Origin of the sequence: Streptomyces sp. NPDC059897, assembly GCF_042730865.1 — a bacterium.
Lineage (GTDB): Bacteria > Actinomycetota > Actinomycetes > Streptomycetales > Streptomycetaceae > Streptomyces.
Window position 1 is genome coordinate 52,823 of the sequence record NZ_JBHWKQ010000032.1, and the last position, 20,060, is coordinate 72,882.

Sequence of the window (20,060 nt, forward strand, 5' to 3'; positions counted from 1 at the left end):
ACCCCACATAGGCGCGGAAGTTGACTGAAACCGGTGTGCCGTTGGGCTGACGGAGGTACGTTCCTTCCGTGACGAGCAGCCGGAGCGGGGCCAGCGGCGGCAAGGAGGTCTTCCGTGTCGTGGAGGAGCTGCGCGCGCGGATGGCCGGCGGCGTGTACTCGTTGGGGTCCCTGCTGCCGGCCCAGCGGCCCCTGGCCGATGAGTTCGACGTGTCCCGGGACACGGTGCAGCGCGCGCTCAAGCAGCTGCGCGCCGAGGGCTGGATAGAGTCGAAGCAGGGCAGCGGGACCCGTGTCGTCCGGGCGCAGGAGGCGCAGTCGTACACGGCGCGGGCGGCGATAGAGGGCCGGGTGACGCTGCGCGGATTCTTCGACGAGGCGTTCGCGGGGCCCGAGGTCCTGCTCGACGTGTTCACCCTGACGTCGGAGTCGCTCGACATGCAGGTGAAGAGCCAGATCGAGCGGATCAGGTCGGGGGAGGTGCGGCCCGACCGCATCGCCATCCGGATGCTGATTCCCGACGAGTCCCTCGACCTGCCCTACCCGCGGGCCCTGGACGATCCGGACGGGCGTCTGACCGCGGAGCTGAAGGACCGGCTGCTGGAGATCACGCGTCGGCACAGCTCGTCCATGCAGGCGGAGCTGCGACAGCTGGAGGCCGAGGGGCTCGTCGAGTCCGCGAGCATCGAGATCCGGCATGTGATGCTCACGCCGACGTCGAAGCTGTACCTGGTTGGCGGCGACCAGGCGCTGCACGGCCCGTACGAGGTCATCGAGCGGCCCATCGTCCTGGACGACGAGGTGACGGTCCGAGCGCTGGACGTCCTGGGCCTCGGCGCCAAGCTCACGCACTACGTCAAGGACGGCAACCAGGATTCGCGGGGGACGGTCTTCCTGGAGAGCTGGCAGGCGTGGTTCGACTCGGTGTGGGACCACTTGGCGCGCTGAAGGAGCGCTGAAGGCGCACCGAAAGACGGACTGAGTCGATCGGGGTTCGAACGCCATACCCCTCTGCGTGTTTCTTTACACCTCCTAGACCGCTCACTCTGCTCACTCCGGTCGTGAGGCGCCCGCACGGGCGTTACTGTGTGGCCCTGTTACGGCCCGTTGCATGAGTATTCAGGAGCGGCCTGTGGGCGCTGTCATCGCCCCGAGTGCCCCGATGCCGGATGTTGTTGCCGGTGTGGGAGTGGCGGACGTCTGGCGCCGCGTCGTGGAGCGGGCGCAGCGCAGCGGCGAGCGGACGAGCGGTCACCACAATCTCAACCATGTGGTGCGGCTGACCGACGAGGAGGCGCTCGCCCTCGAACGTCCCCTCGGCTCGAAGGTCATGGTCCGGCAGCGCATGACGGGCGTGGCCCCCGTGGTGATCAGGACCTGGGGTGACGAACAGGGCGTCCTCGAGGCATTACGCGGCAGTGGGCGCCCGGTGCCGCAGTGCCTCGACCGGTTCGAGGGCGGCGCGGTCCACAGCTATCTGGAGGGCGCCCCCCTCTCCAGCATCTGCCGGAACGGCGACCGGGTCGATCCGCAGCTGATCCAGGCCTTCGCCGAACTGCTCGCGGACATGGCGCGGGTGCCCGAGGTCTCCCTGCCGGCCCGCCCCGACTACTGGCCGAAGGACGGGGACAGCAGGGGTTTCCTGAGGATGCTCCTGACGCAGGCGGAGGAGCAGATCCGGCGGCCCAATTGGCCTGAGTTCGGTGGGCTGTTCGTGGCGCTCGGCGTTCCGGAGAACACGCTGCGGCTCTACCAGCACTGGGCGCCGCGGATGACCCCCCGCCCGTTCCACCTCCTCCACGGGGACCTGCACCGGGGGAACGTGATCGTCACGCACGACGGTGAGCCCTTGCTGCTCTGGGTGGACTGGGAGCTGGCGACGTACGGGGACCCGCTGCACGATCTGGCCGTGCACCTGGTGCGCATGGACTACCCCCGTGACCAGCGCAACGAGGTCGTGGAGCTCTGGCACAAGGCCATGTGGAGCGTCCGGCCCGAGGCGGTCGAAGGCCTCGATTCCGACCTGCGGCACTACATCGACTTCGAGCACGCGCAATCCGTGTACCCGGACGTGATCCGGGCGGCCGGATCGCTCGAGGAGCGGTTCAGCCAGAGCGACCTGGAGCGGGCGGCCGCCGAGGTCCACCGCGCCCTGAAGGTGGCCTCGCGGCCGCTGCGGTTGCGCAACGTACTGACGTCCTCCGCGATCGAACCGCTGCTCTACCGGTGGCGGGTGGCCAGGGGCGGCCGGCACCGGGGCAAGCTCTTCTCTGCGGCCATCCACTGGGAGCCGGACACGCGGCTCCCGCTGTTGGACGACTTCCCTCCGGAACACGTCGAGGAGGCCCTGTGGGCGGAGGGCGTCGCCCCGGCGTCGCACGTCTTCAAGGGAACGTCGCACCTGGGGACGTTCGTCGAGGTCCGCGGCTTCGGCCGGGTCATGGTGCGCCGGAAGGTGGCGGACGCCGTCAACCCGATCGAGCCGAGGTTCCTCAACGAACACACGGTGCTCCGGGCGATCGAGGAATCAGGCGCCAAGGTCAGCATCTCCCGAGTGCTCGCGCTGGGGACGAGCGACCTGGAGGACCAGTTCACCATCCAGTCGTACGCCGGGCACCACCGAGCCCGCGGCGGCCCGCAGCACCCGGAGCACGGGCTGCTGCCCGGCGAAGTGATTGATCTGGTCGACCAGTTGTGCCAACTCGCCGAGGCCGACATCAAGGTGGAGCCGCAGGACATGGGCGAGCTGAGCTTCTACCCGTGGCTCTGTCATCAACTGCATCTGATGGTCCGCGAGTTGGCGCCCCCGGCGAAAGACCTCGCGGCCCGGCTCGGGCTGCCGGACGAGGACGAACTGGAGGCCCGGCTGCTGCGGCACGACGTGCAGCCGCGCGCTGATGGCCTGCTGCACGGCGATCTGAACCCCTGGAACCTGGTCAGGCGCGAGGGCAGAACCGGCCTCACCCTCATCGACTGGGAGATGGCGATGGTCGGAGACCCGCTCTACGACCTGGTGCGGCACATCCACCTGACGCCGACGACCCGGGAGGTCCGGGAGCGCATGTACGCGCGCTGGTCGCTGTGGATGCCGGACAGGTACACAGACGGCTGGCAGAACGACGTCCCCGTTTACCAGGGCCTCGAAGTGGTCCGTTCCGCCTACGTGGACCTGGACCGCCTGGTGACCGGCTCCGGCCTGGACGCCCCGAACGTGCGGCGCGCGGTCGGCTCGTACACCACGACGCTCCGCAAGGCCCTGGCCTGGCTGGAAATGCCCGCAGGGGCGGCGGGTGCGGCCAACCCGTATCTTGCCCTGGCCCTGCCGCACGCGGACCATGACAGGAAATAGGCGGCACCCGGGGGAGGGCTGCGCATGTCGGACGACGGGGGCGGCGGCGCGGCCGGTGGTAGGGGCGGGATCGCCCGGTCGCTGCGGAGGTTCCAGCAACGGGTCGAGCCCACGGCCGTACGCGTACTGCTCCTGGTCGTCTTCGTCACCGGGTTGACCGCCCAGTTCGTCACCCCGCTCGGCGACGCGCTGGAAGGCAAGGCGTTCCTGGGCGGCGCCCTGCTCAGCCTCGTCGCCTTCGTCCTGTACGACGCGCTCAAGGAGCTCACCGCCGCGAGCAGGCTGCCCGCCCGGGTGGAGGCGAGCTCCCGCAACCTGGGCAACTTCGTGGCCGACGCCTTCGAGTCCCGGCGCGTGGAGATCAGCTTCTACGGCTACACGGGAGAGACCCTCTTCAACGAGCTGTACCACCGGCTCGAACGGCTCGCGGAAGCGCCGGGACCGACCCGCCGGGTCACCGTGCGCATGATCGTGCCGGACTTCTCGCTGCCCATGTTCGTGCCGTCCCGGGTCGGCGCGGACGGTACGGCGGAGGACGCCCCGGAGTTCCGCGACAGGATCGAGCGCAAGTGCCAGGAGTACGACCAGATCCTCTCCCACCTCGCGGAGGGTCTGACCCGGCTCGGTCACGTCGAGGTGCACTGCGAGTACCGGGTCGTCGCGGGCCCGCCGCTGCACAAGCTCTGCATCTTCAACCGCAAGCGCGTGCTGCACGGCCTGTACGACCTGTCCTCCCGCATGTCCTTGCGGACGCAGTACTACGACCCCAAGGGGTACGACACCGACCTCACCGTTCTGGCGGCCGAGCGCCGTCCCGAGGACGAACCGGCCGTCGGCATGTGGGTCAAGCACTTCGACGACCTGTGGGCGTTGGTGGCGCAGGTGCCGGAGTGGCGTCGGCGGGCGGCCGCCTGAGCCGGGGGACGTACCCTCCTCCTCATGACCGACCGCGCCCCCGGCCTCCGTGAACGCAAGAAGCAGCGCACCCGGCAGACGCTCTCCGAGACCGCCGTGCGGCTGTTCATGGAGAAGGGGTACGACAGCGTGTCCGTGGCCGAGGTCGCCGCGGCGGCGGAGGTGTCGAAGCCGACCCTGTTCCGGTACTTCGCCGCGAAGGAGGACCTCGTCCTGCACCGGTTCGCGGACCACGAGGACGAGGCGGCGCGGGTCGTGGCGGGCCGGGCGGAGGGGGAGGCGCCGCTCGGGGCGTTGCGGCGGCACTTTCTGGAGGGGCTGCGGCGGCGGGACCCGGTGACCGGCCTGTGCGATCACCCGGCGGTGCTCGCGTATCAGCGGCTGCTGTACGGGACGCCGCAGCTGGTGGCCCGGTTGTACGGGTATCAGGAGCGGTCCGAGCGGGCACTCGCCGAAGCGCTGGGCGGATCTGGGGTGCGGGCCCGGATCGCCGCGGGGCAGATCGTCGCCACGCAGCGGATCCTCGCCGAGGAGAACGTGCGACGGATCGTGGCCGGCGAGTCCGCCGACGAGCTGGAGGCGGCGGCCGTGCGCACCGCGAAGGAAGGGTTCCGGCAGCTGGCGGAGGGGATCGGGCGCTGGTACGGGTGACCGCGCCCCGGGTCACTACCCCCGCTGCCGAGCCCTCCGCGGCCCCGCCGGGCTCGGCGAGGGCGTGCTCAGGTGGCCCTCTGCGAGGTGCGTGAGCAGGCGCAGGAACGTCTCCCGGTCGCCCGGCGGGAACGCCGCGAGGGCCTCCTCGTGGACCCGGTCCACGATCTCCTGGCTGCGCGCGGCCGTGCGCGCGCCCTCCTCCGTGACGGCGATGACCCGCGCCCGCCGGTCCGTGCTGGACGGCCGCCGCTCCGCGAGTCCGGCCTTCTCCAGGGCGTCGACCGTGACGACCATCGTCGTCTTGTCCATGTCGCCGATCTCCGCGAGCTGGTTCTGCGTGCGCTCCTCCTCCAGCGCGTGCACGAGCACGCAGTGCATCCGCGCCGTCAGCCCGATCTCGGCGAGCGCGGCGGCCATCCGGCTGCGCAGCACATGGCTCGTGTGGTCCAGGAGGTACGAGAGGTCGGGCCTGGTCCGGGTGGGGGCGGGCGTCATGGCGGTCATGGGCCCAGGGTAGTCGATGAGTCGTTCCGAAGAATATCGTCTGCAACGAAACTATCTGCTACGGTCGTTTCGTCGACGCCGCCCGGCAGGGGTGGCAGAACGAACGACCGAAGGGCACAGTCATGTCTGTAACGCCCACTCCTCCCGTGCCGTCCGCCGGTGAGCCCACTCGCTCCCGCTGGCTCGCCCTCGGCGTCATCGCCACCGGCACGCTCATGATCATCCTCGACGGGTCGATCGTCACCGTCGCGATGCCGGCCATCCAGAACGACCTCAACTTCTCGCCCAGCGGCCTGAGTTGGGTCGTCAACGCCTATCTCATCGCCTTCGGGAGCCTGCTGCTTCTCGCCGGGCGGCTCGGCGATCTGCTCGGCCGCAAGCGGATGTTCCTCGCCGGCACCGGGGTGTTCACCGCCGCATCGCTCGTCGCGGGGATCGCCACCACCCCCGCCGTACTGCTCGCGGCGCGTTTCCTCCAGGGCGTCGGGAGCGCGATGGCCGCCGCCGTCGGGCTCGGGATCCTCGTCACGCTCTTCACCGACCCCCGCGAACGGGCCCGCGCCATAGGGGTGTTCAGCTTCACCGGCGCCGCGGGCGCCTCGATCGGGCAGGTCCTGGGCGGCGTACTCACCGACGTCCTCGACTGGCACTGGATCTTCTACATCAACCTGCCCATCGGCGCCGCCGTCCTCGCCCTCGCGGCCACCGCCCTGCCGGGCGACCGCGGCCTCGGGCTGCGCGCCGGTGCCGACGCGTGGGGCGCGCTGCTGATCACGGCGGGGCTGATGCTCGCGATCCTCGGCGTCGTCAACATCGAGGCGTACGGGGCGGGGTCGTGGCGGTCGGCCGGGGCGGTCGTGGCGGGGCTGGTCCTCGTCGCCGCGTTCGTCGTGCGCCAGGCGCGGGCCCGTACGCCGCTCATGCCGCTGCGCATCCTGCGCTCGCGGGCCGTCGTCGGCGCCAACGTCACGCAGATCCTCACCCTCGCCGCGATGTTCGCCTTCCAGGTGCTCGCCGCGCTCTACATGCAGCAGGTCCTCGGCTACGGGGCCCTGGAGACCGGCCTCGCGATGCTGCCCGCCGCCGTGCTGATCGGCGCGGTCTCGCTGGGTGTCTCGGCCCGGCTGGCCACCCGGTTCGGGGAACGGCGGGTGCTGCTCGCCGGGCTCGTCCTGCTCGCAGGGGCCCTCGGGTACCTCGCCCGGGTGCCTGTTCAGGGGCAGTACGTCGCCGATCTGCTGCCCGTGATGCTGCTGGTGTCCGGCGGCGGGCTCGTGCTGCCCGCGCTCGCCGGGCTCGGGATGTCCGCGGCGGGCGAGCGGGACGCGGGCCTTGCCTCCGGCCTGTTCAACACCACCCAGCAGATCGGCATGGCGCTGGGTGTCGCCGTCCTTTCGACCCTGTCCGCCGCGCGCACCGACTCCCTTGTGGCGGGCGGGAGTTCGCAGGCCGCCGCGCTGACCGGCGGATACCGGCTCGCGTTCGCCGCCGGGGCCGGGCTGATCGGGATCGCGTTCTTGGTCGCGCTGGTCCTGCTGAGGCGACCGGCCGCACCCGCCGCCGAGTCCGCACCCGCCGCCGAGTCCGGCCGCGCGGCGTCCGCCCCTCCTTTGGCGGCGCCCTGATCCGGCTCCGCGCGTGGCGCGCGACACTTTTGCAAGCAGTCGCTTGCAAAAGTTAGCGCGGTTGCGGCACCATCGGGGCATGGCATCGCTCAACGTCGGAAGTCTCGGCGAATACCTGCGCGAGCAGCGTCGCAACGCGCAGTTGTCGCTCCGTCAGCTCGCCGAGGCCGCCGGGGTGTCCAACCCGTACCTGAGTCAGATCGAGCGCGGGCTGCGCAAGCCGAGCGCGGAGGTTCTGCAGCAGGTCGCCAAGGCCCTGCGGATCTCCGCGGAGACGTTGTACGTGCACGCCGGCATTCTCGACGCCGAGCGGGAGCGGACCGAGGTGGAGACGCGCGCCGTCATCCTCGCCGACCCCTCGCTCAACGAGCGTCAGAAGCAGGTTCTGTTGCAGATCTACGAAGCCTTCAGGCACGAGAACGGCGACGGCACCGGCGAGAGCAACGACGGCACTGACAGCGACACCGAGCCCGACAGTGGCGATGCCGAGCCCTCAAGCAGCAGTTGATGTGATCCGGGAGGACCACGCCATGGCCATCAAGGACGACCTGCGCAAGACCCTCACCGACCCGACCCCGCTCTACTTTGCCGCCGGCACCGCCGAGCTCGCGTACCAGCAGGCCAAGAAGGTGCCGGGGATCGTGGAGCAGCTGCGGAGCGAGGCGCCGGCCCGCTTCGACTCGGTGCGGCAGACCGACCCGAAGGACGTGCAGGAGAAGGCGGCCACCCGCGCCAAGGAGGCGCAGGCCACCCTCACGGCGAAGGTGAACGAGCTGGTCGCGGGCCTCGACACCGACCTGAAGAAGTTCGGCGAGAGCGCCCAGGAGTTCGCGCTGCGCGGCGTCGGCTACGCCGCGGAGGCCGCCGTCAAGGCGCGCGAGACGTACGAGAAGGTCGCCGAGCACGGCGAGGAGGCTGTGAAGGCATGGCGCGGCGAGGCCGCCGAGGAGATCGTTGAGATCGCCGAGGCCGTCGAGCCCGACCCCGAGCCGGAGACCAAGGACGCGCAGGCCAAGGAGACGCAGGCCAAGGACGCGCAGGCCAAGGACGAGCCGGCCGCCGCCAAGAAGGCCCCGGCCAAGAAGACCACCACCGCGAAGAAGACGACCACGCCCGCCAAGAAGACCGGCTCCGGCTCCACGCCGCCCGCCAAGTAGGGGCTGCGCCGACGGGCCGGGCACTTGTGGAGTGTCCGGCCCGTTGTACGGGTACCGTGGCCGTCGTCGGACGGTTCCGTAAGCAAGTCGATTCTGGTGGTGGCGTTGTGCTGATGCAGGGTTTCGCCAATGTGATGTGGCTGCTGAGCATGGCGTTGATCATCTTCAGCGGTTTCGCGCTCGTCGACGCCGCCATCCGGCGTGAGGACGCCTACCGGGCGGCCGACAAGAAGACCAAGCCGTTCTGGCTGATCATCCTCGGGATCGCGTTCGTCGTGAACCTGCTGTTCCCGATCCTGTCGTTCCTGCCGATCATCGGCCTGATCGCGACCATCGTCTACATGGTGGACGTGCGGCCCGCCGTCAAGCAGATCAGCGGTGGCGGTGGGGGCCGCAAGGGCGGCGGCTCCAGCAGCGACGGGCCGTACGGGCCGTACAACGGCGGCCGCTGACCGACCCGTCCGACCCCGGCTTCCACCCCCGGGGCCGGTTCACCGGTCGAGCAGCAGTACCGCCACGTCGTCCGTCAGATCGCCCCCGTTGAGATCGCGCACCTCGTTCATCGCGGCCTCGAGCAGCCCCTCGCCGGTCAGGCCCTGCGCCCGCTGGCGGCGGATCATCTCCACCATGCCCTCCTGGCCGAGCCGCTTCCTGCCCTCGCCGATCCGGCCCTCGATCAGCCCGTCCGTGTAGAGCATCAGGCTCCACTCGGGGCCCAACTCGACCTGCATGCGCGGCCACCGGGCCTTCGGCAGCAGTCCGAGGGCCGGGCCGTTGTTCTCGTACGGGAGCAGTACCGCGGGGCGTCCGGGGGTCGCTATCAGCGGTGCCGGGTGGCCCGCCAGGCACAGGCCCGCGCGCCGGCCGTCCGGCGCGATGTCGACCGTGCACAGCGTCGCGAAGATCTCGTCGTCGGAGCGCTCGTGCTCCAGGACCTGCTGGAGCGTGGAGAGCAGCTCGTCCCCGCACAGGCCCGCGAACGTCAACGCGCGCCACGCGATGCGCAGTTCCACGCCGAGCGCCGCCTCGTCGGGGCCGTGCCCGCAGACGTCGCCGATCATCGCGTGGACCGTGCCGTCGGGCGTGCGCACCGTGTCGTAGAAGTCGCCGCCGAGCAGCGCGCGCGAGCGGCCCGGACGGTAGCGGGAGGCGAACCGCAGCGTCGAACCGTCCAGCAGCGGCTTCGGCAGCAGGCCGCGCTCCAGACGGGCGTTCTCCTGCGCGCGCAGCCGGGACTCGGTGAGCCCCTGCTGCGCCACGTCGGCGCGCTTGCGCTCCACCGCGTACCGGATCGCCCGGCCGAGCAGCCGGGAGTCCAGCTCCTCGCGGAACAGATAGTCCTGTGCGCCCACCCGGACCGCCTCGGCGCCGCGCTCGGCGTCGCCCGACGTGGTCAGGGCGAGCACGGCGCGGCGCGGGGCCAGGCGCAGCAGGTGCCGCAGCGTGCGCAGCTCGTCCTGGTGCTCGGGCTCCGACCGGTCCGGCTTCGCGCCGGGCAGCGCGAGGTCGAGCAGGATGCAGCTGACGTCGTCGGTGAGCAGCCGCTCGGCCTCGGTGAGGTTGCGCGCGGTGCGCACGCGGATCGGCTTGCCCGCGGCGTCGGGCACCTCGGGGATGCTGAGGGAGCCCGCCGGGTCGTCCTCTATGACCAGGATCGTCAGGCCGGTGGCGTCACGCTCGGCGGGTGCCGGCGCGTGAGCGGCCTCGTCGGCCGACGTCTCCTGGTCGTACTCGGCGCTCTGTGTGTCGTTGGCGGCAGGGCGGTCGGTGGTCGGCCGCTCGTCCTGCCGGTCCTGCTGGTCGTGCATGTCGGTCGTGGAGTGCGCGTCCTGAGCCTGACCACCTTCCACGGCCGGGATCGCTCTCTGCCGCGGTACGGGTACGGGCATCGCTTCGGTTTCCTTCCCTCCCCCCGAGGGCACGGTGGGACGAAGGTCCTCGCACCACCGACGGGGACCTTAGCGTTAGCCGACGTCCGAACGGAATGGTGAGCGGCAAAGGGCCCGCGTCATATGCCGCCCCCAGCACCGGAATTGGGTGGGTTCCGTCCCTGGTCGGGCGGGCCGAAGATGACGAAGGTCACGCCGGGGCGCCGGAACCGCACGGCCGCGCGTGCCGTAGGTCACGTGGGGCACGTCACCCAATTGGGGACCAAATCCGACATCCGGCCCCGGGGGTCGGCGGGCAGGCGGCGGCCCCGGCCTCAGGCGTCCGGCCTGACCACCCCGAGCATCGCCATCGAACCCGCGCCCGCGACCGTCACATTCCGCCCCGGACGGGGCGCGTGGATGATCGCCCCCTTGCCTATGTACATCCCGACATGGCTCGCGTCGTCGTGGTAAATGATCAGGTCGCCGGGGCGCATGTCCTTGATGTCGATGCGCTTCAGCTGCTTCCACTGCTCCTGCGACGTGCGCGGTATCGGCTGCTTCGCCGACGCCCACGCCTGCGAGGTCAGGCCCGAGCAGTCGAACGACTTCGGGCCCTCTGCGCCCCACACGTACGGCTTGCCCAGCTGCTCCGACGCGTAGCGCACGGCCTTCTTGCCGGCCGCCGACGCCTTGCCGTCGATCTCCTTCAGGACGCCCGAGGAGAGCCACTCCGTCTGCGCCTTCTGCTCGGCCGCCTCCTCCAGCTGCCGCAGCCGCTCGCGCTCCTTCTCGGCGAGCCGGTCCTCGATCTTCTGCGCCGCCTTGATCTGCTTCTCGATCCGCTTCTTCGCGGCGGCCTTCTTCTCGCGCCCCTCGTCGAGCGCCTTCCACTTGGCGGAGGCGACGTCCGCGTACTTCTCCAGGGAGTCCTGCGTCCTGTCGAGGCGGGAGATCAGATTCCGCGTGGCCTGCTGCCCCTGGTGGGCGCGACCCGCGTTGTCGAGGAAGCGGCCCGGGTCGCCGGCCAGCATGAACTGGGCCTCCTGGGAGATCCCGCCGGTGCGGTACTGCTCGCGGGCCGCCGCGCCCGCCCGGCCCTCGAGGCTGTCGAGCTCCGCCTGGCCGTCCGCGATCTTCCGGGCCAGCTTCACGATCTGGTCGGACTGGTCGGCCGCCTTCTCCTCCGCCGCGTTGTACTCGTCGGTGGCGACCGCGGCCTGGTGGTACAGCTTGTCGAGCTTCTTGCGCACGGCCTCAAGATCCGCGGTCTTCAGCGGACTTGAGGGCGAGGGGGAGGGCGCGGGATCCGCGTACGCCACGCCCGTCGGCGCCAGTACGGTCACGGCGCACACCAGCGCCAGGGCCGCCATCGTCGTCGTGCTCCGCTTGCTCATCTGCTCCTGCCCCCACAGCCGAGACAAACCTGATTTACCGTCAGTAACTCGCGCACGTTCGGGGGATGGTGCCACGCGCGTCCCGAATGCGACAGACCCGTACGGCATTCCCCGAACGCTCCGACGAACGGGACGCCGAGATCGTTCCCCTGGATCCGCCGTGTCTCAGCCGTTTCTCCCCGGCGCCAACGCCCCCCACGCCACGGTCACTTCACCCTGCCGCCAGCGCCCCGGACGATCCACCACCGGCCAGTGGGCCGCCAGAGCCCGCACCGTCCGGATCCACCGCTGCCGCGCACCGTACGAGGCGTAGGGCGCGGCCGCCGCCCACGCCCGGTCGAAATCGCGCAGGAAAGCGTGCACCGGCTCGCCGGGAACGTTGCGGTGGATCAGCGCCTTGGGCAGCCGTTCGGCCAGGTCGGAGGGTGTCTCCAGGGACCCCAGCCGGGTCGCGAACGTCACGGTCCGCGGGCCTTCGGGGCCGAGCGCCACCCACACGTGCCGGCGCCCGATCTCGTCGCAGGTGCCCTCCACGAGGAGGCCGTCCGGCGCGAGCCGCGCGCACAGCCGCTCCCACACCGCGGCGACCTGCTCCTCGTCGTACTGGCGCAGCACGTTCGCGGCGCGGATCAGGAGCGGGGGAGTGTCGAGCGGCACCTCGAAGCCGCCGTGCCGGAAGGTGAGCCCGTCGCGCTCGTACGGCTTCGCCGCGGCGACCCGCGCCGGCTCGATCTCGATGCCGACCACGCGCGCGTGCGGCGCCGTCTCCCGCAGCCGGGCCAGCAGCTCCACGGCCGTCCAGGGCGCCGCCCCGTAGCCGAGATCGACCGCCACCGGGTCGTCGGCGCGGCGCAGCGCGGCGCCGTGGACGGCCGCGATCCAGCGGTCCATGCGGCGCAGCCGATTCGGATTGGTGGTGCCTCGCGTCACGGTTCCCACGGGGCGAGAACTGGAACGCGGGCTCATGGGTACGAGGGTATGCGCTGCCCCGGACGCCGCTTTGGTTGAGACCCGTACGGTAATGATTCGGCAAAGTGGAAATGGAGCAGCCGGCTCCGGCGTTGCCCCCTTGGAAGAGGGCCTGTGCCCTCCGGTCGTCGTGCCCGCAGTACGCCCACCAAGGAGGGCCCGCCACGTGAGCCAGTACGTGACCAGGTTCCGCCGCTCCGGGGCTGCTCCGGCCCTGCTGCGGTTCCCCGGTGCGCATCGGCGCCCGCGCCGCATCGCGATGCTCAGCGTGCACACCTCGCCCCTCCACCAGCCCGGCACGGGCGACGCGGGCGGCATGAACGTCTACATCGTCGAGCTCGCCAAGCGGCTCGCGGCGATCAACATAGAGGTCGAGATCTTCACCCGCGCCACCTCCGGCGGCCTGCCGCCGGAGGTCGAGCTCGCGCCCGGCGTCCTCGTACGGCACGTGGACGCGGGCCCCTACGAGGGCCTCGCCAAGGAGGACCTGCCCGCCCAGCTGTGCGCCTTCACGCACGGCGTCATGCAGGCGTGGGCGGGCCACCGCCCCGGCTACTACGACCTCGTCCACTCGCACTACTGGCTGTCCGGCCAGGTCGGCTGGCTCGCCGCCGAGCGCTGGGGCGCGCCCCTCGTGCACGCCATGCACACCATGGCCAAGGTCAAGAACGCGGCGCTGGCGGAGGGCGACACCCCCGAGCCGGCCGCCCGCGTCATCGGCGAGACCCAGATCGTGCGCGCCGCCGACCGCCTCATCGCGAACACGGCGGAGGAGGCCGACGAGCTGGTACGGCACTACGAGGCGGACCCCGGGAACGTCGCGGTCGTGCACCCCGGCGTGAACCTGGACCGCTTCCGCCCCGCCGACGGCCGCGCCGCCGCCCGCGCCCGCCTCGGTCTGCCCCAGGATGCCCTGGTCCCGCTCTTCGCGGGCCGTATCCAGCCCCTGAAGGCCCCCGACATCCTCCTGAAGGCCGTCGCCGTCCTCCTCGACGAGCGGCCCGAGCTGCGCTCCCGCATCGTCGTCCCCGTGGTCGGCGGCCCCAGCGGCAGCGGCCTCGCCAAGCCGGCCGCCCTCCAGAAGCTCGCCGCGAAGCTCGGCGTCGCGGACGTGGTCCGCTTCCAGCCGCCGGTCGGCCAGGAGCAGCTCGCGGACTGGTTCCGCGCGGCATCCGTCCTCGTCATGCCGTCCTACAACGAGTCCTTCGGCCTCGTCGCCATAGAGGCCCAGGCCGCCGGCACGCCGGTGATCGCCGCGTCCGTGGGCGGCCTCCCCGTAGCCGTACGCCACGACAAGACCGGCTTCCTGGTCGACGGCCACGAACCTGCCCACTACGCGCGCGTGCTCCGCGAATTCGCCGACCACCCCCACCTGGTCGACACCATGGGCGACGCGGCCGCCCGCCACGCCCTCTCCTTCGGCTGGGACACGGCGGCCTCCGCGACGGCGGACGTCTACACGGCGGCGATGCAGGCGAGGCGCCGTTATGTACCCTCGCACCATGGCTGACCAGCGACAGGCACACGACGTCATCGAGTCCACGCTGAAGGACGCCGAGCTGGAGTGGGAGAGCCCGGAGACGGGTTCGTACGTGGTGAAGCTCCCCGGCACCCGCAAGCTGTCCACGACGCTGTCCCTGCGCGTGGGCCGGCACAGCCTCTCGCTCAACGCCTTCGTGATCCGGCACCCGGACGAGAACGAGGCCGGTGTGCACCGCTGGCTCCTGGAGCGCAATCTGCGCCTGTACGGCGTGAGTTACGCGGTCGACCAGCTCGGCGACATCTACCTCACCGGCAAGCTCCCGCTCGCCGCCGTCACCCCCGACGAGATCGACCGCCTCCTCGGCTCGGTCCTGGAGGCCGCGGACGGCTCCTTCAACACGCTCCTCGAACTGGGCTTCGCGAGCGCGATCCGCAAGGAGTACGAGTGGCGGGTGGCGCGCGGCGAGTCGACGCGCAACCTGGACGCGTTCGCGCACCTGACGCAGCGCCCCGCCAAGTAAGTCTCTCAACAAGCTGATTGACCGCTAGCCGAGCGCCACCATCCGCACCACCGTCACGGTCAGCACCGACCCGGAGACGTAGTAGAGGACTATCGCCCCGCCGACCGTCGCCTCGCGGCGGTCGCGTTCGCCGCACACCGTCGTCGAACCGTGGCCGTACGGGTCGTGGGACAGCGTGCGGGCCATCTCGTCGCGGAAGGCGTCCGGGTTCGCCATCTTGGCCAGGGTGTCGTCGGCGGGCGGTGCGTAGGCGACGCGGCAGGCGCCGCGCCTGCGTCTGCGGCTCACGCCGGGCCCCGCCTCTCCGCCTCGTCGCGGGCGAGCCGGGCGAGGATCGCGTCGGCCTCCGGGTCCGGCACCGCCTCCAGCATCCAGTGCCGCATGACGGCGTGGATCTCGCCGACCCCCGCCGCGTTGATCGCCCGGTCGAACTCGGCGCGCTGCTTGGCGTCCAGCGCGGCGCGGATCGCCGGAATGCTGTTGGGGACGTCGACCTCGACGCCGCCCACCAGCGTTCTGGGCGGTTCGTCAGTTCTGGAGGAGGTCCTTGGGGGTTCGGCCATGTACGGTCACGTACCCGCCGAACTGCCCGGTCAAGCCGGGCTGTTCTCGGCCGCCACGGGCGCCGCCGCGACCGGCTTCGAAGGCCCCGCGTCCGGCAGCCCGCGCATCAGCGCCCAGTAGCCGATCGCCGTCGCCGTGCCGAGGATCGCGCACCCCGCCCACAGCCAGCCGGCGCCCGCCGAGTCGATCACCCAGCCGCCCGCGAGCGGGGCGACGAGGGCCGCCGCCGACCACGACATGGTGTAGACGCCCTGGTAGCGGCCGCGCCCTTCGGCGGGGGAGAGGCGGGCCACGAGCCCCGACTGCGTAGGCGCGTTGATCATCTCGCCGAGCGTCCACACCACGACCGTGAGCGCGTACGCGGTGATCGATCCGGCGAGCGCGGTGAGGGCGAAGCCGTAGCCGATGAGCAGCGAGGAGACGGTCAACAGGCGCCCGGGGTCCCGCCGTTCGATGAACCGGGTCAGCGGAATCTGCAACGCGACGATGACGACACCGTTGACGGCGGCGACGAGCCCGACGTCCGAACTGCTCAGCCCGTTCTCACCCATGACGATCGGCAGCCCGACCGAACTCTGCGTGAAGACCACGGCGACGAGGAACGAAAGCCCCACCATCAGCATGAACCGCCCGTCGCGCAGCACCGTCCCCAGGGTGACCGCCGGGCTCGACGGCGCGCCCGGCACGACCGTGCGGGTGGGCCGCGACTCCTTGACCTTCACGAAGACGACCACGGCGCAGGCGAGCGTCATCCCGGCCTCGACGAGGAAGCCGAGCGTGTAGCTCTGCGCGACCAGGAAACCGGCGTACGCGGACGAGATCGCGAACCCCAGGTTGATCGCCCAGTAGTTGAGGGAGAACGCCCGGACCCGGTCCTCGGGGCGCACGATGTCCGCCATCATCGCCTGGATCGCGGGCCGCGAGGCGTTCGAGGCGAGGCCGAGGGCGAAGCCGGTGACCGCGATCCACGCCGGGTCGCGCACGAAGGCGAGCGCGGCGACCGTCGCCGAGGTGGCCAGTTGCGCGCCGAGCAGGGTGGGCCGCCGCCCGAGCCGGTCGGCGAGCACGCCGCCGAGCACGGACGCGATGACGCCGCCGAGCCCGATCAGCGAAGCGACGAGACCGGCGTACGCGGCGGAGAAACCGCGCGAGGCAGTCAGATACAGCGCGAGGAACGTGAGAACAAAATTACCGAGCCGATTGACGAGCGTGCTGGTCCACAGCCACCAGAATTCGCGCGGCAGCCCGGAGACGGACTCCGTGGCGGCACGTCTGAGCGAGGCGACTGACATGGGTGCATCCCCCGGGGCTGGTGTAAGTAGTGCGGCAGGTTTACGTAACTTACGCACCGGGTATTCGTCTCGGCCACTCAATTGACGGGGACCGTCAATCGGCGGGCGCAGGGGCGGTCGATTAGGCTCGGCCCCATGGCCGACGCACCGTACAAGCTGATCCTCCTCCGCCACGGCGAGAGCGAGTGGAACGCGAAGAACCTGTTCACCGGATGGGTGGACGTCAACCTCAACGAGAAGGGCGAGAAGGAGGCGGTCCGCGGCGGTGAGCTGCTCAAGGACGCCGGCCTGCTCCCCGACGTGGTCCACACGTCGCTCCAGAAGCGCGCGATCCGCACGGCCCAGCTCGCGCTGGAGTCCGCCGACCGCCACTGGATCCCCGTCCACCGCAGCTGGCGCCTGAACGAGCGCCACTACGGCGCCCTGCAGGGCAAGGACAAGGCGCAGACCCTCGCCGAGTTCGGCGAGGAGCAGTTCATGCTGTGGCGCCGCTCGTACGACACCCCGCCGCCGGCCCTCGACCGCGACGCCGAGTACTCCCAGTTCGAGGACCCCCGCTACGCGACGCTCCCGCCGGAGCTGCGCCCGCAGACGGAGTGCCTCAAGGACGTCGTCGTCCGCATGCTCCCGTACTGGTTCGACGGCATCGTCCCGGACCTCCTGACCGGCAGGACGGTCCTGGTCGCGGCGCACGGCAACAGCCTCCGCGCCCTGGTCAAGCACCTGGACGGCATCTCCGACGCCGACATCGCGGGCCTCAACATCCCGACCGGCATCCCGCTCTCCTACGAGCTCGACGCCGACTTCAAGCCGCTCAACCCGGGCGGCACGTACCTGGACCCGGACGCGGCCAAGGCGGCCATCGAGGCGGTCAAGAACCAGGGCAAGAAGAAGTAAGCACCACGCTTCAGGCCCCCTACCTGCGGTTTCCCCGCCGGTAGGGGGCCTCTTCGTTGCCGGGGGCCGTGGCGGGGCCGACGTACCGCACGTCCTGGAGCGGGACGCCGTCGTACGTCTCGGTGCGCTCGGCTCCGTCGGGGGTGAAGCCGGAGCGTTCGTAGAAGCGGCGGGCGCGGGTGTTGGCCGCGAGGACCCACAGGTCGAGGCGGTGGAAGCCGCGGGCGGTGGCACGGGAGCGGACGGCGTCCAGGAGGAGGCGGCCCACGCCGGAGCCGATGCGGTCGGGCAGGACGTAGAGGGCGAGGAGTTCGCCGGACGCGGGTTCGGGGAGCGGGCCGAGGGCGGCCCAGCCGATCACGGCGCCGGTGGTGTCCGTGGCGACCAGGTTGTCGACGGGGTTGGCGGGGGACCGGAAGCGGTCGCGGCGGCGGGGCGCGTCCTCATCGGCGGACATCGCGGCCAGGTAGCCGTGCGGAACGATGTCGGCGTACGCCGCTCGCCAACCGGTCACTCGCAGCGCGGAGACGGTGGCCACGTCGCCCAGCTTCATCGCGCGCACCTCGATCATGGGCGGATCGTAGCCGGGAGCCCGGAAATTGAGGGGTGTGCCGGGGCGGTGGCTGGTTATTCTGCGTCGTCTCGAACAGGCCAGGGAGGTCCGTCACCGTGAGCAGTGTCAGCGCGTTCAGCACGTCCTTTCCCGAGCGGTTGGAGCTGTCGGGGGAGGGGCTCGTCCTGCGCGACTGGAGCGAGGCCGACCTCGCCGCGATGCCGGGCCTTTTCGACAACCCCGACGTCGCGTACTGGACGCCGATGGCCTCGCCGTTCAACGCCGCGGCGGCCCGCACCCAGTTGGACCTGAGCCGGCGGCGGCGGGCGGAGGGCGCGTCGATCCTGCTCGCCATCACCGTCGACGGCGGCGCACCCCTCGGCGAGGTGATGCTGCGGCCCTCCGCCGAGGGCATGGAGATCGGCTACGCGGTCGGCCCGGCCCACCGCGGACAGGGCCTCGCGGCACGGGCGGTGCGGGTCGTGGCCGCGTACGCCTTCGGGGAACTGGGCGCGAGCCGCGTGATCCTGGAGCTGGAGGCCGAGAACGCCGCCAGCGTCGCCGTGGCCACCAGAACGGGCTTCCGCCTGCTCGACGATGTACCGCTGGTCATGGGCGAGGAGAAGGGCCGCCCGTACGCCCTCCAGACCTGGGGCCTGGACCGCCCCTGACCTGCCCGGCCCTCAGCTTCCCGCCCCCGCGATCTCCCGCGCGCACGCCTCCGCCGAGGTGTGCGTCGTGTCCACCACCAGGTCGTACGTCACGCCCTCGTGCACCAGGGACGCCTGGGAGGCGGCCATGCCGGGGACCCGGTCGCCGCGCGCCGTCTCGCGGGACGTCGCCACCGACGGCTCGCAGCGGACGCCGACCCAGAGCACGTCCAGTCCGGTCAGCGCCGCACGCCAGCGGGACTGGGAGCGCGGTCCCGCCAGGAAGACCTCGTCCACGATCACGTGCGCCCCGGCCGTCGCCATCGCCGCGACCCCCGCCAGCCACGCCGCCTCCACCTCGCGGAACACGGGACCGACCGTGACCGAACCGTCGGCGGCGAACTCGATGCCCGCCCCGGACCGGGGCAGCGCCCCGATCAGCGTGTCCACGCTCAGGCTCAGCCACGGCACGGGCAGCAGCAGCGTCTGCAGTTCGCACGCGATGCTCGACTTCCCGGAGCTGGAGCCGCCGTTGAGAACGATCACTTGAGGCATGGCGGCAGCCTACGCAGCAACTGCCGCGCACACGTGCGCCGTTGATGCGCCCGCCCCGGTGGGCATGCAATGGGGGAAGGGCTTCACCCCGGAGCCCCGTCGAGGAGGGAAAACCATGGCCGCCGACTCCCCGAAGCCGAGCCAGAGCCCTGAAGCGCCCGTCGAAGTGAGCCAGCCCGCACCGAAGCTGGTGCTGCTCGGAGCCTGCGGTTGCGGCTCGGGCTGCGGCTGCGGCTGCCAGTCGGGCGCGCCGTGCCAGTGCGGCGGCAGCTGCTGACCCGTACGTACGCATCCGAACGCGATGCGGGAAGGCCCCGCGCGAGCGTGCTCGCGCGGGGCCTTCTCTCGTACGGTCAGGCGCCCTCGACCGGCTGCGGCTGCGCCGCCCCCTGCACCTCGTCCGCGTGTTCGCCCGTCACCAGGTACACGACCCGCTTCGCGACCGACACCGCGTGGTCCGCGAAGCGCTCGTAGTAGCGGCCGAGCAGCGTCACGTCGACCGCCGTCTCGATGCCGTGCTTCCACTTCTCGTCCATCAGGTGCTGGAACAGCGTGCGGTGCAGCTGGTCCATCTCGTCGTCGTCCTGCTCCAGCTGCATCGCCAGATCGACGTCCTTGGTGATGATGACCTCCGCCGCCTTCGCCATCAGGCGCTGCGCGAGCTGGCCCATCTCCAGGATCGTGGCGTGCAGGTCGTGCGGAACGGCGCGCTCCGGGAAGCGCAGGCGGGCCAGCTTGGCGACATGCTGCGCCAGGTCACCGCTGCGCTCCAGGTCGGCGGACATCCGCAGCGACGTCACGACGATCCGCAGATCCGTCGCGACCGGCTGCTGGCGGGCCAGCAGGGCTATGGCCCGTGCCTCCAGCTCGTGCTGGAGATCGTCCACCTTCTGGTCGGAGGCGATCACGGTCTCCGCGAGCTTCAGGTCGGCGTCGAGCATGGCCGTGGTGGCGCGCCCGATCGCCGACCCGACAAGGCGGGCCATCTCGACCAGGCCCTCGCCGATCGAGTCAAGTTCCTCGTGGTACGCGTCACGCATACGGCGTTCCCTCTCTGTACCTGGCTTCGTATGGAACCCGGTTGGCCCCACGCTCCCACGTTCCGTCCT

At 71.2% G+C, this 20,060-nt stretch carries 22 protein-coding genes; 12 read left to right on the top strand and 10 right to left on the bottom strand.

What is annotated here, in order from left to right; all coding sequences use genetic code 11:
• Nucleotides 1-68: 68 nt before the first annotated feature.
• The 4 genes from ACFV9W_RS28790 (at nt 69) to ACFV9W_RS28805 (ending at nt 4,914) form a co-directional block, all read left to right on the top strand.
• Nucleotides 69-947: a GntR family transcriptional regulator gene (locus ACFV9W_RS28790; protein WP_385766327.1), complete on the top strand. Its 879-nt coding sequence runs from the start codon at nt 69-71 to the stop codon at nt 945-947.
• Between the two features lie 214 nt (nt 948-1,161).
• Nucleotides 1,162-3,348, top strand: coding sequence for a phosphotransferase (locus tag ACFV9W_RS28795; RefSeq protein WP_385766329.1), 2,187 nt, complete (start codon nt 1,162-1,164; stop codon nt 3,346-3,348).
• Nucleotides 3,349-3,372: 24 nt separating this feature from the next.
• Nucleotides 3,373-4,263 carry a hypothetical protein gene (locus ACFV9W_RS28800; protein ID WP_385766331.1) on the top strand — a complete coding sequence of 297 codons (891 nt, stop codon included), beginning with the start codon at nt 3,373-3,375 and terminating at the stop codon, nt 4,261-4,263.
• 24 nt (nt 4,264-4,287) lie between these two features.
• The gene (locus ACFV9W_RS28805; protein ID WP_385766334.1) at nt 4,288-4,914 is read left to right on the top strand and encodes a TetR/AcrR family transcriptional regulator; all 627 of its coding nucleotides are present in this window, start codon (nt 4,288-4,290) and stop codon (nt 4,912-4,914) included.
• A gap of 15 nt (nt 4,915-4,929) precedes the next feature.
• Here ACFV9W_RS28805 and ACFV9W_RS28810 read toward each other — a convergent pair whose 3' ends face one another.
• A complete protein-coding gene (locus ACFV9W_RS28810) occupies nt 4,930-5,421 on the bottom strand; it encodes a MarR family winged helix-turn-helix transcriptional regulator (protein WP_385766337.1) in 492 nt (163 codons plus the stop codon).
• Between the two features lie 122 nt (nt 5,422-5,543).
• Between ACFV9W_RS28810 and ACFV9W_RS28815 the strand changes: the two genes are divergently transcribed.
• The 4 genes from ACFV9W_RS28815 (at nt 5,544) to ACFV9W_RS28830 (ending at nt 8,655) form a co-directional block, all read left to right on the top strand.
• Nucleotides 5,544-7,046, top strand: coding sequence for an MFS transporter (locus ACFV9W_RS28815; protein WP_385766339.1), 1,503 nt, complete (start codon nt 5,544-5,546; stop codon nt 7,044-7,046).
• A 79-nt stretch (nt 7,047-7,125) separates the two neighbouring features.
• The gene (locus tag ACFV9W_RS28820; protein ID WP_385766341.1) at nt 7,126-7,554 is read left to right on the top strand and encodes a helix-turn-helix domain-containing protein; all 429 of its coding nucleotides are present in this window, start codon (nt 7,126-7,128) and stop codon (nt 7,552-7,554) included.
• Between the two features lie 22 nt (nt 7,555-7,576).
• Entirely contained in the window at nt 7,577-8,203 is a 627-nt protein-coding gene (locus tag ACFV9W_RS28825) for a hypothetical protein (protein ID WP_385766344.1), read from the top strand.
• A 113-nt stretch (nt 8,204-8,316) separates the two neighbouring features.
• Nucleotides 8,317-8,655 carry a DUF2516 family protein gene (locus ACFV9W_RS28830; protein ID WP_385766416.1) on the top strand — a complete coding sequence of 113 codons (339 nt, stop codon included), beginning with the start codon at nt 8,317-8,319 and terminating at the stop codon, nt 8,653-8,655.
• A gap of 39 nt (nt 8,656-8,694) precedes the next feature.
• On the opposite strand, the gene ACFV9W_RS28835 is transcribed toward ACFV9W_RS28830, so the two are convergent.
• The 3 genes from ACFV9W_RS28835 to ACFV9W_RS28845 form a co-directional block, all read right to left on the bottom strand.
• The gene (locus ACFV9W_RS28835; protein ID WP_385766346.1) at nt 8,695-10,092 is read right to left on the bottom strand and encodes a PP2C family protein-serine/threonine phosphatase; all 1,398 of its coding nucleotides are present in this window, start codon (nt 10,090-10,092) and stop codon (nt 8,695-8,697) included.
• A gap of 314 nt (nt 10,093-10,406) precedes the next feature.
• The gene (locus ACFV9W_RS28840; protein ID WP_385766349.1) at nt 10,407-11,468 is read right to left on the bottom strand and encodes an NlpC/P60 family protein; all 1,062 of its coding nucleotides are present in this window, start codon (nt 11,466-11,468) and stop codon (nt 10,407-10,409) included.
• A 165-nt stretch (nt 11,469-11,633) separates the two neighbouring features.
• On the bottom strand, nt 11,634-12,434 hold the full coding sequence (locus ACFV9W_RS28845; protein ID WP_385766352.1) for a class I SAM-dependent methyltransferase: 801 nt from the start codon (nt 12,432-12,434) through the stop codon (nt 11,634-11,636).
• A 169-nt stretch (nt 12,435-12,603) separates the two neighbouring features.
• Between ACFV9W_RS28845 and mshA the strand changes: the two genes are divergently transcribed.
• Entirely contained in the window at nt 12,604-13,947 is a 1,344-nt protein-coding gene (gene mshA, locus ACFV9W_RS28850; protein ID WP_385766355.1) for a D-inositol-3-phosphate glycosyltransferase, read from the top strand.
• A complete protein-coding gene (locus ACFV9W_RS28855) occupies nt 13,940-14,440 on the top strand; it encodes a YbjN domain-containing protein (RefSeq protein ID WP_385766357.1) in 501 nt (166 codons plus the stop codon). The genes mshA and ACFV9W_RS28855 overlap by 8 nt, the downstream gene beginning before the upstream one ends.
• A 24-nt stretch (nt 14,441-14,464) precedes the next feature.
• On the opposite strand, the gene ACFV9W_RS28860 is transcribed toward ACFV9W_RS28855, so the two are convergent.
• The 3 genes from ACFV9W_RS28860 to ACFV9W_RS28870 all read right to left on the bottom strand — a co-directional run bounded on the left by ACFV9W_RS28860 (nt 14,465) and on the right by ACFV9W_RS28870 (nt 16,296).
• Nucleotides 14,465-14,656, bottom strand: a complete 192-nt coding sequence (locus tag ACFV9W_RS28860) for a hypothetical protein (RefSeq protein ID WP_385766419.1) — start codon at nt 14,654-14,656, stop codon at nt 14,465-14,467.
• 68 nt (nt 14,657-14,724) lie between these two features.
• Nucleotides 14,725-15,003: a hypothetical protein gene (locus tag ACFV9W_RS28865; RefSeq protein WP_385766360.1), complete on the bottom strand. Its 279-nt coding sequence runs from the start codon at nt 15,001-15,003 to the stop codon at nt 14,725-14,727.
• Between the two features lie 30 nt (nt 15,004-15,033).
• A complete protein-coding gene (locus tag ACFV9W_RS28870) occupies nt 15,034-16,296 on the bottom strand; it encodes an MDR family MFS transporter (RefSeq protein WP_385766362.1) in 1,263 nt (420 codons plus the stop codon).
• Between the two features lie 135 nt (nt 16,297-16,431).
• Between ACFV9W_RS28870 and ACFV9W_RS28875 the strand changes: the two genes are divergently transcribed.
• Nucleotides 16,432-17,193 (top strand): phosphoglyceromutase, encoded by a 762-nt coding sequence (locus tag ACFV9W_RS28875; protein ID WP_385766365.1) that lies wholly within the window; start codon nt 16,432-16,434, stop codon nt 17,191-17,193.
• A 19-nt stretch (nt 17,194-17,212) separates the two neighbouring features.
• Here the strand turns inward: ACFV9W_RS28875 and ACFV9W_RS28880 are convergent, their stop codons facing one another.
• Nucleotides 17,213-17,764, bottom strand: a complete 552-nt coding sequence (locus tag ACFV9W_RS28880; protein WP_385766368.1) for a GNAT family N-acetyltransferase — start codon at nt 17,762-17,764, stop codon at nt 17,213-17,215.
• Between the two features lie 98 nt (nt 17,765-17,862).
• Here ACFV9W_RS28880 and ACFV9W_RS28885 point away from each other — a divergent pair, with 98 nt between their 5' ends.
• Nucleotides 17,863-18,417 (top strand): GNAT family N-acetyltransferase, encoded by a 555-nt coding sequence (locus tag ACFV9W_RS28885; protein ID WP_385766371.1) that lies wholly within the window; start codon nt 17,863-17,865, stop codon nt 18,415-18,417.
• Nucleotides 18,418-18,429: 12 nt separating this feature from the next.
• Here the strand turns inward: ACFV9W_RS28885 and cpt are convergent, their stop codons facing one another.
• Together cpt and phoU are read right to left on the bottom strand one after the other, a co-directional pair.
• Nucleotides 18,430-18,951, bottom strand: coding sequence for a chloramphenicol phosphotransferase CPT (cpt, locus tag ACFV9W_RS28890; RefSeq protein WP_385766374.1), 522 nt, complete (start codon nt 18,949-18,951; stop codon nt 18,430-18,432).
• Between the two features lie 353 nt (nt 18,952-19,304).
• A complete protein-coding gene (phoU, locus tag ACFV9W_RS28895) occupies nt 19,305-19,991 on the bottom strand; it encodes a phosphate signaling complex protein PhoU (RefSeq protein ID WP_385766377.1) in 687 nt (228 codons plus the stop codon).
• Nucleotides 19,992-20,060: the final 69 nt, after the last annotated feature.